This is a genomic window from Amycolatopsis pretoriensis (genome assembly GCF_900107925.1).
GTDB classification, from domain to species: Bacteria; Actinomycetota; Actinomycetes; order Mycobacteriales; family Pseudonocardiaceae; genus Amycolatopsis; species Amycolatopsis pretoriensis.
The window spans coordinates 78,608-93,635 of sequence record NZ_FNUJ01000005.1 but is presented as its reverse complement, the minus strand read 5'-3'; the positions used below and the strand labels follow the sequence as shown (position 1 = coordinate 93,635).

Sequence of the window (15,028 nt, the reverse complement as noted above, 5' to 3'; positions counted from 1 at the left end):
CCTCAGGAAGCAGGCGGTTCGAAGCGGCCGTCGACGGCGGTCCAGCCACCGTCCACCGCCAGCACTGAGCCGGTCACGAACGACGAAGCGTCCGAAGCGAGGTAGACGACGGCGCCGGCCAGCTCGTCCGGACGCGCCCAGCGGCCCAACGCGCCCTTCGTCGCGTACGCGTCGTACCACTCCGGGTTCGCCTTGATCTGCGCGGTCAGCGGGGTCTCGACGACGCCGGGGGCGATCGCGTTGACCCGCACGCCGGCCGGGCCGAACTCCGCCGCGGCCGTGCGGAACAGCTGGACGAGACCCGCTTTCGTCGCCGCGTACGGGCCCTGGCCCGGTTCGACGGTCGTGCCGCGGATCGACGAGAAGCCGATGATGCTCCCCCGCCCGCGCGCGACCATGTCGGCGCCGAACACGCGGACGACCTCGAACGTCACGCCGAGGTTCAGCGCGATGACGCGGTCGAACTCCTCTCGCGTGTAGTCCAGCAGCCGCTTGCGGACGTTAGTCGCGGCGGTCAGCACGACGATGTCCTGCGGGCCGAGGTCGGACGCCGCGCGGTCGATCGCGCCCGGCGCGAGGAGGTCGATCTCGTACACCTCGCCGACACCGGCCTCGCGCGCGGCTTCGAGGTCGCGGTCGGCGCAGACCACGTCGGCGCCGTGCGCGGCCAGGGCTCGCGCGGCTTCACGGCCGATCCCGCCGGCGCCGAGGACCACGGCCCGGCGGCCGTCCAGGCGGAACAGGTTTTCGTACGTCACGGGCGCAGCACCGCCATCCTCGTCACAGTCAGCTCTTCGACGGCGAACCGCGGCCCTTCGCGGCCGATGCCGGAGTCCTTCACCCCGCCGTAGGGCATGGTGTCCGAGCGGAAGCCGGGCACTTCGTTGACGACGACCCCGCCGACCTCCAGCTCGTCGAGCGCGCGGAACGCCGTGTGCAAGGACTTGCTGTAGACGCTGGCGTGGAGGCCGTAGCGGGACGCGTTCACCGCGGCGAACGCTTGGTCCACATCGGACACCGTGCGCACGCAGACGACCGGGCCGAAGATCTCCTCGTCCCAGGCCTCGACGCCGTCCGGGACGTCGAGCAGGACCGTCGGCCGCAGCACGGTGCCGTCGATGCCGCCGCCTACTTGCCGGGCACCGGACTTCTCGATCCACGCGGCGACGCGGTCGGTCGACGCGGGGTCGATCAGCGCGGACACCCGCGTCTTCTCGTCCCGCGGGTCGCCGACGACGACCTCGTCGAGCCGGGCCAGCAGGCGTTCGGTGAACTCCGAAGCCACCGACGCGACGACCAGCACCCGCTGCACCGAGATGCAGGCCTGGCCGGACGCGTAGAACCCGCCGCGCACGACGGCGTCGACCGCGGCTTCGAGATCCGCGTCTTCAGCGACCACGAGGGCCGCGTTCGAACCCAGCTCCAGCAACGTCTTGGTGGGCGCCGCGTCACGCGCGATGCGGTGCCCGACCGCGGCCGAGCCGGTGAAGGAGACCGCGCCGATCCGGCGGTCGGTCGTCAGGGCCGCGCCGACGGACGCGTCGCCGGTGACCAGCTGGACCATCGCCGGCAGCGGAGCGAGCTGCCTGACCAGGTGGACCAGCCACAGCGTCGCCAACGGCGTCTGCGGCGCGGGCTTCACGATGACCGGGCAGCCCGCGGCGATGGCGGGCGCGATCTTGTGCGACGCCAGCAGCAGCGGGTAGTTGAAGCCCGCGATGCCGACGACGACACCGATCGGCTTCCGCTTCCAGAACCCGACCAGACCGTCTCCGGACGGCAGGAGGTCCAGCGGCACGGTCTCGCCGTGCAGCCGTGACACCTCTTCGGCCGCGGCTTCCCAGGTGACGATCGTGCGCGCGACCTCGACGCGGCAGTCGACCAGCGGCTTGCCGGTCTCCAGCACCAGCAGGTTCTCGAACTCCGCGCGGCGCTCGGCCAAAGCCGCCGCGACGTCGTTCAACAGAGCACGGCGTGTCCGCGAAGGCAGCGAAGCCACTTCGCACGCGACGGCGACAGCTTCGTCGACAGCGCGCGTAGCCTGCTCAGGAGTGCCGACGGGCGCGGTGCCGATCACGCTTCCGTCGTAGGGGAAAACGATTTCTTCGACGTCCACAGTGGACACCCAGCCCGCGCCGACCGGCAGGCCGTCCGGGTACTCAGTCATCGTCACCTCCACTCAGCCGGGCCAGCTCGGCGCGCAGGTTCGGCGCGGCGGCCAGGAGTTCCCGCGTGTACTCGTGCTGTGGTGCGTCGTAGACCTGCGAGACGTCACCGAGCTCGACGATCTCGCCGCGGCGCATCACCGCGACCCGGTCGCAGACGTGCCGGACGACGCCGAGGTCGTGCGACACGAAGATGAGCGTCAACGCGAACTGGTCCACCAGCGACGCGAGCAGGTCGAGGATCTGGCCGCGCACCGAGACGTCGAGGGCGCTGACCGGCTCGTCGGCGATCAGCACGCTCGGGCTCGGCGCCAGCGCGCGGGCGATCGAGATCCGCTGCCGCTGGCCGCCGGAGAACTGGTGCGGGTACCGCTGCGCGGCGTCGGCGGGCAGGCCGACCGCGGCGAGCAGCTCGGCGACGCGGTCGGGCTCGCGGTGGCCGAGCGGCTCGGAAACGATGTCCCGTACGCGCATCCGCGGGTCGAGCGAGCCCATCGGGTCCTGGAAGACGATCTGCAGCTCCGAGCGCAGGAAGCCGAGCTTGCGTTCGGGCAGGTCGTCGATCCGCTTGCCTTGGAACGAGACCGTGCCGGCGGTCGGCTTGTCGAGCGCGGCCAGCAGCCGGACCAGCGTCGACTTGCCCGAGCCGGACTCGCCGACGATGCCGAACCGCTGCCCGGCCTCGACGTCGAAGCTGACGCCGCGGAGCGCGTGGACGTCCCGCCGGGCGTACCGGCGTTCGAGGTCGCGGACTTTGATGATGCTCATCGGCGGGCCTCCAGGTCCGAGGCGGCCAGCAGCTTGCGCGTGTACTCGTGCTTCGGCTGCGTAAGCACTTCGCGCGTCGAACCTGCTTCGACGATTTCGCCGTCGAGCATCACGAGCACGCGCTCGCACACCGACGCGACCACCGCGAGGTCGTGCGTGATGAACAGGAGCGAGCTTTCACGTGAAAGCTGCGTCTTGATGAGGGTGAGGATCTGGGCTTGGACCGTGACGTCGAGGGCGGTCGTCGGCTCGTCGCAGATCAGCAGGGGCGGCTCGTTGGCCAGCGCCATCGCGAGCACGACCCGCTGCCGCTGCCCACCGGAGAGCTGGTGCGGGTACGCGCGGGCCGTGCCTTCCAGTCCCACGGCGGAAAGCAGGTCTTCGGCGCGGTGACGACGACCGTGGATCCGGCCGGGCTCGGTGACCTGGCGGCCGACGCGCATGGCCGGGTTCAACGCCGTCATCGGCTCCTGGAAGACCATTGCCAGTTCGTCGCCGCGCAACCGCGACAAGTCCTTTTCGGACATTCCGAGCAGCTCGCGGTCACCCAGCCGGATCGAGCCCGACGCACGGAGTTCGTCCGGGAGCAGGCCCATGATCGACAACGCCGTCAACGACTTCCCGGACCCGGACTCGCCGATCAGGCCGACGCGCTCACCCGCGCCGATCTCGAAGGAGACGTCCCGGACCAGGGATGAAACGCTGAGGCCACGCACCGAGAGCGTCATACGCGCGCCGCCAATCGGGGATCCAGGCGGTCGCGCAGGCCGTCGCCGAGGAGGTTGAACCCGAGCACGGCCACGGCGATCGCGATGCCCGGCACCAGCGCCAGCCGGGGGTGGACGGTCAGCAGTTCCTGGGACTCCTGCAGCATCCGGCCCCACGACGGCGTCGGCGGCCGCGTCCCGAAGCCGAGGAACGACAGCGCCGCCTCGGCCAGCACGGCGATCGCGAACGACACCGACGCCTGCACGATCAGCAGGCCGGAGATGTTCGGCAGCACGTGCCGCACCGCGATCGTCAGGCGGGACCGGCCGCCGGCGCGGGCCGCGAGCACGAACTCCGTGCTCATCACCTGCAGCGTCCCGGACCGGGCGATCCGCGCGAACGACGGGATCGTCGCGATGCCGATCGCGACCATCGCGGTCAGCGTGTCCGCCCCGAACACCGCGCCGAACATGATGGCCAGCAACAACGCGGGGAACGCGAGCACGAGGTCGTTGACGCGCATGACGAACTCGCCCAGCCAGCGCGGCGACATCCCGGCGAGGATGCCGAGCGGCGTGCCGATCACCGCGGCGATGCCGACCGCGACGACTCCGACGTACAACGTCGTCCGCGCGCCGACCATGATCTGGCTGAGCAGGTCGCGGCCGAACTTGTCGGTGCCGAACCAGTGGGACGCGCCGACGTCGAGCAGCCGGTTCGCGGCGTCGACCTTCACCGGGTCGAACGGCGTCCAGAAGAACGACAGCAGCGCGGCCAGCACGACCAGGCCGACGAGCACCGCGCCCAGCACGAGATTGCGCATCACGAACCTCGCAATCGCGGGTCGAGCACGGTGTAGAGGACGTCGACGACGAAGTTGACCAGCAGCACGCCGACCACCAGCACCAGGACGATCCCCTGCACGGTCAGCAGGTCACGGGAGGCGACGGCGTCCAGCAGCATCGAGCCCAGGCCCGGCAGCACGAACACGCGCTCGACGACGACCGCGCCGATCAACAGCGTCGCCAGCTGCAGCCCGAGCACGGTGACCACCGGGACGGACGCATTGCGGAGCCCGTGGCGCACCAATGCTTGTCCCGGCCTGAGCCCCTTCGACCGGGCGGTGCGCAGGTAGTCCTGGCCCAGCGTGTCCAGCACGGCGGAACGCACATAGCGCGTGAGCACCGCGCCCTGCACCAGGCCCAGCGACAACGCCGGGAGGATCAGCCCGCGGAAGAACTCGCCGAAGTCCTGGTCCGGTGGCGTCCACCCGCCCGACGGCAGCCAGCGCAGCTGCACGGCGAAGATCTGCACCAGGATGATCCCGGCGAGGAACGCGGGGATCGCGACGCCGATCTGCGACAACCCGGAAACGCCCGCGCCCGAAGCCTTCCGGTGCTTCACCGCGGCGAACGTCCCCGCCGGCACCGCGATCACCAGCGCCACCAGCATCCCGGCACCGACCAGCCAGAGCGTGACGCCGAGGCGGTCGAGCAGCTGCGGACCGATCGAATCGCGCGTGACGTAGGAGCGGCCGAAGTCGCCGTGCAGCACGCCCCCGATCCAGTCGAAGTACTGCGTGACGAGCGGGCGGTCGATGCCGAACTCCGCGCGGGTCTTGGCGAGCAGCTCCGGCGTCGCGTTGACGCCGAGCGCGACCTGCGCCGGATCGCCCGGCAGCACGGCCATGAAGAGGAACACCACGATCGACGCGACCAGCACGCTGACCACGAAGATCGCCACCCGGCGCAGCACCTTGGCGGTCATCGCGGCGCCAGCCCGGTGAGGTCGAACGACTCGCTGACCTGGTTCTGGACGAACCCGCCGACCTTGGCCTTCGCCACGATCACGTTGGGGAACAGGAACAGCCAGTCCGCGGCGGCGTCCGTGTTGAGCTGCCGAGCCACCTGTTTCATGTCGGCGACCTGCTGCTCCGGCGTCCCGCTGTCGGCTTCGGCGAGCAGCTGCTGGACGCGCTTGCTGTCGTAACCCCAGTAGTACTTCGGCTTCCCGAACGTCGTGATGTCCCGGGCCTCGACGTGCTGGATGATCGACAGGTCGTAGTCGTGGTCGGTGAACACCTGCTTCAGCCACACCGCGGGGAAGTCGAGGGGTTCGATCGTCGTCCGCACGCCGACGTCGGCCAGCTGCGACTGCACGACCTGCGCGGCCGACACCGCGTACGGCAGGTTCGGGATCCGCAGCCGCAGGTTCAGGTTCGTCGCGCCCGCCTCCGTCAGCAGCGCTTTCGCCTTCGCGGGATCAAACGGGTAGACACTGGACAGGTCCTCGTACCAGGGGTCGGTCGGCGGGACCATGCTGCCGATCAACGTGCCACGGCCCGCCCACGCCGTGTCCAGCAACGCCTTCCGGTCGATCGCGTACGTCAGCGCCTGGCGCACGCGAACGTCGTTCAGCGGCGCCCGCTGGTTGTTCATGGCGAGCGTGACCTCGCTGTTCGACGTGCCCTGGACGACCTGGAACCGGTCGTCGGCCTGGAACTGCGGGATCGAGTCGGGCGCGGTGATCGCCGAGATGACGTCGATGCCGTTGCTCGACAAGGCGTTGTTCAACGCGGTCGGGTCCTTGATGTACTTCAGAACCACCGTCTTGTACGCCGGTTCACGGCCCCAGTACGCGGGGTTCGCCTTCAGCACCACGGAATCGCCGCGCTTGCGCGCCGCCACGACGTACGGCCCGGTGCCGACCGGCTTGTTCGCCAGGTCCGCGACGCCGGTCGGGCTGAACATCGCGCCGAGCCGGCTGGTCAGGCTGAACAGCCAGCCGTTCGACGGCTTCGAGAGCACCACCCGCGCGTGGTCCGGCGCGACGACGTCGACGTGGTCGACGACGTCCATCGTGGACTTGATCGAGATCGTCCAGTCCGTCTTCACGCGCAGCAGCGAGAACTTGACGTCCTCGGCGGTGAAGGGTGCGCCGTTGCTGAACTTCACGTTCGGCTGGAGCTGGAAGTCGTAGGTCTTCCGGTCCGGGCTGATCGTCCACGACTTCGCGAGCAGCGGCACCACGCGACCCTGCGAGTCGAGCTTCACCAGGCCTTCGTAGACGTTGTAGAGCAGCGCCTGCGGGATCGCGGCGCCGTCGGTCTTGGTGAAGTCGAAGTTCGCCGGCTCCGCCGTGAAGCCAACGGAAAGCGTGTCCGGACCAGCGGAAACGCTGGCCGACGAGCCAGCCGAACACCCCGCGACCGCGAGCAGCAGCGCCACTGCCAACGCGGGAATCCGGGCTTTCATTCGGCCTCCAGGTCAGTACACTGGTCTGACCAGTAGCCTGCACGCGACGGACGTCGAGGTCAAGGGATGCGGTTCGAACCGGTGGCTCCGGTCCGCGCGTACGAGCGGGTCGTCGAGCAGATCGAGCAGGCCGTGATCAGCGGCGCGCTCAAGCCGGGCGAACGCCTGCCCAGCGAGCGCGAGCTGATGACGCAGTTCGGCGTCGGCCGCTCGACGATCCGCGAAGCGCTGAGGGTGTTGCAGGCCGCGGAAATGATCCGGTCGCGGCCCGGCGACCCGCGCGGGCCGGAGGTGCTGGCCGCGTCCCCCGCCGCGTTGCACCGGTCGATGCACCGGCTGGCGCGCGCCGACCACGTCGGGCTCGCCGAACTCCTGCAGTTCCGGATGATCCTCGACGGCTCGGCCCACCTCCTCGCCGCGGAACTGCGGACAGACGACGACCTGACCGGCCTCGACGCGGCGCTGGAGGCGATGCGCGAAGGCGTCTCGCACGGCTACGCGGAGTTCAGCCGCGCGGATGTCGCGTTCCACGAAGTCATCGCGCGCATCTCGCGCAATCCGCTGCTCGTCGTCAGCGAAGAAGTCGTGCGCGGGGTCGTGCTGGAACTCATCGAGGACAAGCTGGAGCACGCCAGCAACCGGACGTCGCTGATGCGCGCGTGGCTGTCCCACCACGCCGAAGTGCTCGCCGCGATCCGTTCGGCCGACGGCGCCGGCGCGGCGCACCTGGCCAAACAGGCGTTGTACGACAACTACGCCGAATACGTCCCCGCCGACCAGCGCCCGCTGCTCGACCCGTTGCTGCGGTCCTAGACTCGGCGAGGTGGACGCGGCGAAACGGGACGGCGTCGGGCTCGCGCTGTCCGGCGGTGGCTATCGGGCGATGCTCTTCCACGCGGGCGCGCTCTGGCGGCTCAACGAACTCGGCTGGCTGCCCAAGCTGACCACCGTCTCCAGCGTCTCGGGCGGATCGATCGCCGCCGGGGTGCTCGCGCACGCGTGGCACAAGCTGTACTTCGGCGAAGACGGCGTCGCGGAGAACTTCGGCAAGGAAGTCGTGCAGCCGCTGCGGAAACTCGCGCGCACGAACCTCGACATCCCGGTGACGCTGAAGGCGATGTGCATCCCGTGGCGCAGTGCGGGCGAGGAACTCGCGCTGCGGTACCGGAAGCACCTCTTCGGCGACTGTCGGCTCGCGGACCTCGACCCGGCCGGGCCGAACTTCGTGTTCACCGCGACCAGCCTGCAGGACGGCTCGCTGTGGTGGTTCTTCCGCCAGCCCGGCCCGCACGGCCAGGTCACGCTGGCGACGGCGGTGGCCGCGTCTTCCGCCTTCCCGCCGCTGCTTTCCCGGTGGTGATCCCGGACCCGCACCGGCCGGACCGCAAGATCGTGCTGAGCGACGCCGGCGTGTACGACAACCTCGGCCTCGACCCGATCGAGAACCAGCGCGCGACCGTCCTGGTCAGCGACGCCGGCAAGAAGATGAAGCACGAGGAGAAGCCGCACCACAACTGGCCGCTGCAGTTGTTCCGCGTGCTGACCGTGATGGACAACCAGGTCCGCGAGCTGCGTACCGGCTCGCTGCTGAAGTCCTATCAGGACAAGCGGTTCGCGGGCACGTACTGGGCGACCTACAGCGACATCACGCACTTCGGCCTGCCGGACGCGCTGCCGGCCCCGGTCGAGCGGACCCGCGCGCTGGCCGAGACGAAGACCCGGCTGACCCGGATGTCCGAAAAGGTGCAGGACAACCTGATCAACTGGGGCTACGCGGCCTGCGACGCGGGCATGCGCCGCTGGGTGTGCCCGGGGACGTCGCTGACGCCGGAATTCCCGTACCCGGGCTCAGGCGTTGGCTAGGTTCGCGTAGACGACGATGTTGTCCTGGTAGCTGTGCTCGGCGTGGTCGAACGCGCCACCGCAGGTGATCAGGCGCAGCTCGGGCTTGTCGCTGTTGCCGTAGACGGCGTCGCGCGGGAACGTGTCCTTCGGAACCTGCGTGACGCGGTCGACGACGAACTTCAGCTTCTTGCCGTCACTGCGGTCGATGTCGACCTCGTCGCCGGGCGCGAGGTCCTTGAGCTTGTAGAAGATGCCGGGCTTCTTGTCGCCGTCGACGTGCCCGAGGACGATCGCGGGGCCGACGTCACCGGGCACCGGCGAGAGCTTGTACCAGGCCGCTTGCATCGGGGTGTGCACCGACGGGACGGAGATCGAGCCGTCGGTCTTGACCGCGACCGCGAGCAGGCTGGACTCCGCGCCGATCTTGGGGATCTTGACCGAGGTGGGCCGCAGTCCCTTGAACGGCGCGGTCACCGGCACCGAAGCGGGGACCGGTGCCGGCGCGGCTTTCGGCTGCTCCGGGGTGCTGCAGGCCGCCAGCGTCAGGACGAGGGCGAGGGTCGCCCCCGCCCGCCGGACGGTCACCAGGCGGTGCCGCCGAAGCCGGTCTCGACGCCGCCCTTGGGGGCGACCTTGACCTGGGCCTTCGGTGCGGCGTTGCCGACGGGGGTGATGGTAGCGGTCGTGCTGGAGGTCGCGGTGGTGACCGGCGCGGTGCTCGACGCCGGCGCACTGCTGCTGGCCGGCGGCTCTTCCTGCTGGAACTCGACGATGCCCTCGCCTTCGACGCCGTCGCAGGTCCAGCTGAACTTGCCGGTGGTGGTGCCCGCGGGCAGGTTCTCCACCCGGACCGTGTAGTTCCAGATCCGGCCGTCGGACTCGTCCTGGTCCGGGCCGCCGGTGACGCTCAGGTACTGGGTCGCCACGTTGCCGACGTGTCCGGCCGCGCAGTTGATGACCAGCACGCCTTCGCCGCCGAGACCCACGAAGCCGTGGCCGGTGTTGTCCGGGAAGTTGTCGTCGGGCGGGGTGGTCGTGCTGGTCTCGGTCTCCGGGACGGTGGTCTTCGTGACGTCGGTCGTCGAGGGCGCCGAGGTCGTCGACGTGGTGGTGACCGGGGAGGACTCGGTCGTGGTCGTCGTGGCCGGCACCGTCGTGGTGGTGCTCGAAGTCTCCGACGTGGAGGTCGTGGTCGTCGTCTCGGGAGCGGTGGTGTCCGTTTCCTGGGCGAGCGCGACCGGCGCGGCGGCGAAAGTGGCCAAGGCAGCCGCCGAAACGACACCCGCGACCCGGTTCAGCGTTCTACCCACGATGACTCCCAACGGCGGTTGACCTGCGATGGCCGGACTATCGAGGTCTCACCCGTCCGCGTTACTCCGGGAGGGCGAAGGTCAGATCCGCCCAAAGGTCCTCCGGGTCCTCCAACCCGACGCTGAACCGGATCAAGCCCGCCGGCACGCGCTCCTCGCCGGGGAGCCACGCCCGCCGCTCGACCAGGCTTTCGACGCCGCCGAGGCTCGTCGCCGGGACGATCAGCCGAGTCGCCGCGCAGAACCGGTCGGCCGCCTCGGCGTCGGCCAGTTCGAAGGACACCATCATCCCGAAGCCCGGGTAGCGCACGCGCGTCACCGCGGGGTGCTCGCCGAGCCGCGACGCCAGCAGCGCGGCCGTGCGGGACTGCTCGGCCAGCCGCACCGGCATGGTCCGCAGCCCGCGCAGCGCGAGCCACGCCTCGAGCGCGCCCGGCGTCGACCCGACGCGGGTCCGCGCGCCCTGCAGCTCGGCCGCGACCTCGGGATCCTTGGCCACGGTGATGCCCAGCAGCAGGTCGCTGTGCCCGCCGATGAGCTTGGTCGCGCTGTGCACGACGACGTCGGCGCCCAGCTCAAGGGGCCGCTGCTGCAACGGCGTCGCGAAGGTGTTGTCGACGACGACCCGGCCGCGCGCGGCGGCGGCGATCGTCTCGATGTCCATCACGTCGAGGGTCGGGTTGGTCGGCGACTCGAGCCAGACCAGGTCGGACGTCGCCGCCTCGGCGACCCAAGCCTCGGTGTCGGTCGGGTCGAGCTCGGTGACGGCGAGCTTGCCGAGCTTCTGCGCGTGGGCGAGCACCCCGCGCGTCACGGCGTAGCTGAACGTCGGCACGACCACCCGCGACCCGACCGGCAGCAGGTCCAGCACCGCGGACAGGGTGGCGACGCCGGACGCGAACGCCGTCGCGTGGCCGCCTTCCAGCGCCCCGACGGCCTCTTCCAGCGCGTGCCAGGTCGGCGTCCCGTCACCACGCGCGTACACGGAGTCGCCACCGGCCCGGTAGGTGCTGGTGGCGACGAGCGGGGTGTTCAGCGGCTCGCCGGGTCCGTGCGGCCGGCCGGCGGCGATGGCCTTGGTGCGGGGCGTCCAGTCGTCCATGCGCCTCACGGTAACCGCGGGTCAGATCGCGGTCACTGTGACGAAGACGGCCGGCCCGCCCCCGCGTCCGGGGACGAGCCGGCCTGGCTCCTTCAGTGGGCGTAGACCTCGAACTCGTACAGCGAGTAGCCGTACTTCGTGCCGCGCTGGACGCCCTGCATCTTCACGAACCGCGCCGACGTCGGGGCGAACGAAAGGTTGTCCTGCCCGCCGTCGCCGTCGGTGACCACGGCCGCGTCCGTCCAGTTCACCGCATCCGGCGAGGTCTGGATCTTGTAGTTCTTCCCGTACGCGGCTTCCCAGCTCAGCAGCACCCGGCTGACCTGCTGGACCGAACCGAGGTCGACGGTGATCGCCTGGTCGTCGCTCCAGTCGCTGGCCCAGCGGGTCGAGGCGTTCCCGTCGATCGCGTTCGACGCCGGCGAGTTGTAGAAGCCGGTCTCGGCGCTCGTGGCGCTGACCGTCTTCCCGGGGGCGAGGTTCGCGATGTTGTCGCCGCGGTGGGCGGTGTACTCGACGACCTGCTGGAACGTCGGGCGGTTCTGCCAGCTGATCTTGTCCTGCGTGATGCCGCCCAGCGGGTTGTGGACGATCGTGTCGGCACACCACTGGTCACCGGCCGAGCAGGACGCGTCACCGGGGTAGACGGTGTTCGCCGCCTGGCCGGCGGCCGTCGTCAGCGAGTCGACGAGCGCCTGGCGGCACGTCGTGACGTTGCCGCCGCCGCAGAACGTCTGGCCGAGCGGGCCGGCCACCGGCTGGCCGAGCACCTGCCGGATGTCCTTGCTGACGTAACCCCACCAGCCGAACTGGAACGACGAACCCTTGTGCGGCTGGCCGGTGTGCTGGCCGTTGCCGTTCTGGAAGCCGGACGGGCTTTCGTTGATGCCCAGCACACCCGTCATCGCGTTGTAGGCGTCGTCGCCCATGCCCGGCTTGAACTCGGCCTGGACGAGCAGCGGCCACCAGGCGTCGAAGATGCGGATCGCGTCGGCGTCCGCGTACGCCTTGCTGCCGGCCGACGTCTCCGTGCGCAGCTGCCCGTGCGAGAGCCATGCCTTGAGCTTCGCCTCGGCGTCCGCGGCCGCGCCGGTCGTCGGCGTCTTGTCGAGCACCTGCAGCAGCAGCGGCAGGACGCGCTCGGCACGCAAGTCCGCCAGCGCCGCGGACTCCATCGCCTGGGTCAGGTTGACCCGGGTGACCTTGGTGCCGCTGGAGATCAGCTGCTTGACGCGCGAGTCGAGCAGGTCGACGCGGTGCACGGCGGACTTGTCCGCGCCCGCGGCCGCGTAGCCGTTGGCTTGGGCGTTGTTCCAGCTGACGTAGTAGTCCTGGTTGACCGACTGCGGGTGCTGCGACGCCGGCGTGTAGTTCGCGACGTTGCCCGCCGGGTTCCAGCCGTTCCAGTCGTGGCCCTGGTCGCCCCACACCGGCATGTTTGGGTCCACATTGGACTGCCGGGACGGGTTGCTGCCGGAGTTGAAGTACGCGATGTCCTTCGAGTCGGCGTAGAACCAGTTGAACGTGTAGTTGATGTCGGCCGCGGCCTTCTGGAAGTCCGCCGCGGACTTGACGAAGCCCGGGTCGTTCAGCTCCTGGAAGCCGATCAGCGAGTCCACCTCGTGGAAGTAGGACGAGCGCAGCGCCGCGTACGCCACCGGCTTGCCGCCGACGGTCGCCCGGCTCTGCACCGGCCCGTACTTCGTCCGGTAGCTGCGCAGGGTGTACGAGCCCGCCGCGGTCCCGTCGGCCACCGTCGGCTTCCAGGCGTTCTTGACCTCGACGGTGTCCATCGGGATGCACTGGCCTTGCCAGGTGTAGTAGTTCGAGTCCTTCGTCGGCGCCTTGCCGCTCGGGTCGCACAGCGTCAGCGCGTAGGTGTCGATGATGTCCTGCGCCGACGTCGTCGCGCTCCACGAGTAGTCCTGGCCGCGGCCCAGCAGCGTGTACATGCTCAGGCCGGCGAAGGCCGCGCCGCGCGAGCTGATGCCCGGGCCCTGCAGTTCCTGCAACAGCAGCAGCTGCGGGGCGAAGTAGCCGGTCTGCGGGCCGAACACCGCGACCGGGTGGCCGCTGGCGGTCTTCGAACCGGAGACGAGCAGCGCGTTGGACATGCCGTGCTTCTCGCTCAGCATGTTCCCCGGCAGCACGCCGTTGTCGAACATCCCGCGGGCGGGCTCCTGCTCGGCGGGCGCGGCGACGTCCACAGTGGACGGCGTCGCGGAGGCGGCCGAGCCGGTCTTGTCGAACACCAGCTGCTGCCCGGTCACCGAGCCCTTGTCCGGCAGGGCCTGGCCGACCGCGTTGGCCGGCGTCTTGCCGTACGGGAAGGTCTGGCCGTCGTGCAGCGTCTTGACGGCTTCGGGGTCGTCCTCCGAGCGCAGGCTCTGCCACACCTTCTCGCCCTGCACGACGCCGTACTTCTCCTGCATGGCGAGCTTCGCGATGGCGTTCTGCACCTCGCCGCCGCCGCCCGCGCCGAACTCGGCGCCGACCAGCGAGGCGAGCGCGACCAGGTCGGTCAGCTTGAACGGGTCGATCGACCCGGCGTTGGTGATCGAGTCGACGTGCCCGGTCAGCACGTACTCGCCCGGGAAGTACCGGCCGTTGTAGGAGTCGCTGATGTACTTGTTGATGCCGTCGACGTAGGCCTGCGCGTCGGCGAGACCCTGCGCGCCGCGCGGGCCGCTGCTCGCGACGTGGTCGATCTGCTGCTGCAGCTCGGCTTCGGTGTACGGCGCGTTCGAGAAGAACTGCTGCTCGAGCTCGCGGTTGGCCGCCGCGCCACCGGCGAACGGGGTCACCTGGCCGCGCGCGGCGTGCCGCAGGACGTCCATCAGCCACAGCCGGTCCTGCGCGGCGGCGTACCCGGCCCCGAACTCGGTGCCCGAGCGGGTGGTCCCGGTGATGTGCGGGACGCCGAGGGCCTTGTCGCGCACGATCGTCACGTCCGAGCGCGGCTTGGTCGTGCTCGCGACCTGGTCGGCGGCGACGCCGAACGACGAGTCGTTGAAGTACTGGTTGATGGCGCTCGTGGTCAGCGTCTTGTAGCCGTTCGCCAGGGACGAGTACTTCCCCAGCTGGTCGGACGCGTGCGCCGGGCGGGTGCCGAGCAGCTTGTGCGCCAGGATGTCGGCGAGGGTGGCGTTGCCGTTCTCGCCGGGCGGCAGGATGTCGCTGCACTGCCCGCCGCAGTAGTCGTCGGGCGACGCGGCCGCCTGCGCGGCCGGAGCGGTGACCGCGACTTGGGTGAGGCCGGCCACGAGGGCCCCCAGTGCGGTCAGGGTCAGGGCGCGGATGCCACGTCGCATGCCGGGCTCCCCTCCAGTCAGAAGAGTGACGAAGCGCACGCTACCGAGCAGTAGCAGAAGTGTGAAGACTTTTCGCGTTTTTCAGCCCTTGGGCGTAGTCCGAACGGCGCAGCCTCGCGCGCGTGGGTACGGTGAGTGCCATGACCTTGGAAAAGCCCCAGATCGACCGCCCCGAGGGCAACCCTCCGGCCGACCTCGAGATCATCGACATCACGGTCGGTGACGGCACGGAAGCCACGTCGGGCAAGACCGTCACCGTGCATTACGTCGGTGTCTCGCACTCGACCGGCGAGGAGTTCGACGCGTCCTGGAACCGCGGCGAGCCGCTGCGCTTCGGCCTGGGGGCCGGCCAGGTCATCTCCGGCTGGGACCAGGGTGTCGCGGGCATGAAGATCGGTGGCCGCCGCAAGCTCGTCATCCCGCCGCATCTGGCGTACGGCGACCGCGGCGCGGGCGGCGTCATCAAGCCGGGCGAAACCCTGATCTTCGTGGTCGACCTCGTCGGCGTGAACTAGGTTCCGCGGCGGTGGCGGGGAGTTCTCGCCACCGCCGACCCACACCTGGG

At 70.2% G+C, this 15,028-nt stretch carries 13 protein-coding genes and 1 pseudogene; 3 read left to right on the top strand and 11 right to left on the bottom strand.

Going from position 1 to position 15,028, the window contains the following annotated elements:
- Positions 1-2 precede the first annotated feature (2 nt).
- From BLV96_RS22105 to BLV96_RS22075, 7 genes are read right to left on the bottom strand one after another with little or no spacing between them, the layout of a single operon-like run.
- On the bottom strand, positions 3-758 hold the full coding sequence (locus tag BLV96_RS22105; protein ID WP_086676028.1) for an SDR family NAD(P)-dependent oxidoreductase: 756 nt from the start codon (positions 756-758) through the stop codon (positions 3-5).
- Positions 755-2,167, bottom strand: a complete 1,413-nt coding sequence (locus BLV96_RS22100; RefSeq protein ID WP_086676027.1) for an aldehyde dehydrogenase family protein — start codon at positions 2,165-2,167, stop codon at positions 755-757. Before BLV96_RS22100 ends, BLV96_RS22105 begins: the two co-directional genes overlap by 4 nt.
- A complete protein-coding gene (locus BLV96_RS22095; protein WP_086676026.1) occupies positions 2,160-2,933 on the bottom strand; it encodes an ABC transporter ATP-binding protein in 774 nt (257 codons plus the stop codon). The genes BLV96_RS22100 and BLV96_RS22095 overlap by 8 nt, the downstream gene beginning before the upstream one ends.
- On the bottom strand, positions 2,930-3,661 hold the full coding sequence (locus tag BLV96_RS22090) for an ABC transporter ATP-binding protein (protein WP_086676025.1): 732 nt from the start codon (positions 3,659-3,661) through the stop codon (positions 2,930-2,932). The genes BLV96_RS22095 and BLV96_RS22090 overlap by 4 nt, the downstream gene beginning before the upstream one ends.
- Complete coding sequence (locus BLV96_RS22085; protein ID WP_167379693.1) at positions 3,658-4,464, bottom strand: ABC transporter permease; 807 nt, start codon at positions 4,462-4,464, stop codon at positions 3,658-3,660. The genes BLV96_RS22090 and BLV96_RS22085 overlap by 4 nt, the downstream gene beginning before the upstream one ends.
- Positions 4,464-5,408, bottom strand: a complete 945-nt coding sequence (locus tag BLV96_RS22080) for an ABC transporter permease (protein ID WP_086676023.1) — start codon at positions 5,406-5,408, stop codon at positions 4,464-4,466. The genes BLV96_RS22085 and BLV96_RS22080 overlap by 1 nt, the downstream gene beginning before the upstream one ends.
- Positions 5,405-6,895, bottom strand: a complete 1,491-nt coding sequence (locus BLV96_RS22075) for an ABC transporter substrate-binding protein (protein ID WP_208608299.1) — start codon at positions 6,893-6,895, stop codon at positions 5,405-5,407. Before BLV96_RS22075 ends, BLV96_RS22080 begins: the two co-directional genes overlap by 4 nt.
- 66 nt (positions 6,896-6,961) lie before the next feature.
- Here BLV96_RS22075 and BLV96_RS22070 point away from each other — a divergent pair, with 66 nt between their 5' ends.
- Both BLV96_RS22070 and BLV96_RS22065 read left to right on the top strand, forming a co-directional pair.
- Positions 6,962-7,708: a FadR/GntR family transcriptional regulator gene (locus BLV96_RS22070; protein ID WP_086676022.1), complete on the top strand. Its 747-nt coding sequence runs from the start codon at positions 6,962-6,964 to the stop codon at positions 7,706-7,708.
- Positions 7,709-7,778: 70 nt separating this feature from the next.
- Positions 7,779-8,758: pseudogene (locus tag BLV96_RS22065) on the top strand (patatin-like phospholipase family protein).
- On the opposite strand, the gene BLV96_RS22060 reads toward BLV96_RS22065, so the two are convergent.
- The 4 genes from BLV96_RS22060 to BLV96_RS22045 form a co-directional block, all read right to left on the bottom strand.
- Complete coding sequence (locus BLV96_RS22060) at positions 8,744-9,325, bottom strand: class F sortase (protein WP_086676021.1); 582 nt, start codon at positions 9,323-9,325, stop codon at positions 8,744-8,746. The pseudogene BLV96_RS22065 and the gene BLV96_RS22060 sit on opposite strands and share 15 nt — an antisense overlap.
- Complete coding sequence (locus tag BLV96_RS22055) at positions 9,322-10,050, bottom strand: hypothetical protein (protein ID WP_244180400.1); 729 nt, start codon at positions 10,048-10,050, stop codon at positions 9,322-9,324. The genes BLV96_RS22060 and BLV96_RS22055 overlap by 4 nt, the downstream gene beginning before the upstream one ends.
- 61 nt (positions 10,051-10,111) lie before the next feature.
- Positions 10,112-11,152 carry a trans-sulfuration enzyme family protein gene (locus tag BLV96_RS22050; protein WP_086676020.1) on the bottom strand — a complete coding sequence of 347 codons (1,041 nt, stop codon included), beginning with the start codon at positions 11,150-11,152 and terminating at the stop codon, positions 10,112-10,114.
- A gap of 92 nt (positions 11,153-11,244) precedes the next feature.
- Positions 11,245-14,463 carry a penicillin acylase family protein gene (locus BLV96_RS22045; RefSeq protein WP_208608298.1) on the bottom strand — a complete coding sequence of 1,073 codons (3,219 nt, stop codon included), beginning with the start codon at positions 14,461-14,463 and terminating at the stop codon, positions 11,245-11,247.
- A gap of 140 nt (positions 14,464-14,603) precedes the next feature.
- Here BLV96_RS22045 and BLV96_RS22040 point away from each other — a divergent pair, with 140 nt between their 5' ends.
- Positions 14,604-14,978, top strand: a complete 375-nt coding sequence (locus BLV96_RS22040) for an FKBP-type peptidyl-prolyl cis-trans isomerase (RefSeq protein WP_086676019.1) — start codon at positions 14,604-14,606, stop codon at positions 14,976-14,978.
- The last annotated feature ends 50 nt before the right edge of the window (positions 14,979-15,028 follow it).

Bases quoted from the DNA above. Each gene is read 5' to 3' on its own strand.
- BLV96_RS22050 (WP_086676020.1), bottom strand. From the start codon at position 11,152: ATGGACGACTGGACGCCCCGCACCAAGGCCATCGCCGCCGGCCGGCCG.
- BLV96_RS22075 (WP_208608299.1), bottom strand. From the start codon at position 6,895: ATGAAAGCCCGGATTCCCGCGTTGGCAGTGGCGCTGCTGCTCGCGGTC.
- BLV96_RS22085 (WP_167379693.1), bottom strand. From the start codon at position 4,464: ATGCGCAATCTCGTGCTGGGCGCGGTGCTCGTCGGCCTGGTCGTGCTG.
- BLV96_RS22095 (WP_086676026.1), bottom strand. From the start codon at position 2,933: ATGAGCATCATCAAAGTCCGCGACCTCGAACGCCGGTACGCCCGGCGG.
- BLV96_RS22090 (WP_086676025.1), bottom strand. From the start codon at position 3,661: ATGACGCTCTCGGTGCGTGGCCTCAGCGTTTCATCCCTGGTCCGGGAC.
- BLV96_RS22100 (WP_086676027.1), bottom strand. From the start codon at position 2,167: ATGACTGAGTACCCGGACGGCCTGCCGGTCGGCGCGGGCTGGGTGTCC.
- BLV96_RS22070 (WP_086676022.1), top strand. From the start codon at position 6,962: ATGCGGTTCGAACCGGTGGCTCCGGTCCGCGCGTACGAGCGGGTCGTC.
- BLV96_RS22080 (WP_086676023.1), bottom strand. From the start codon at position 5,408: ATGACCGCCAAGGTGCTGCGCCGGGTGGCGATCTTCGTGGTCAGCGTG.
- BLV96_RS22040 (WP_086676019.1), top strand. From the start codon at position 14,604: ATGACCTTGGAAAAGCCCCAGATCGACCGCCCCGAGGGCAACCCTCCG.
- BLV96_RS22045 (WP_208608298.1), bottom strand. From the start codon at position 14,463: ATGCGACGTGGCATCCGCGCCCTGACCCTGACCGCACTGGGGGCCCTC.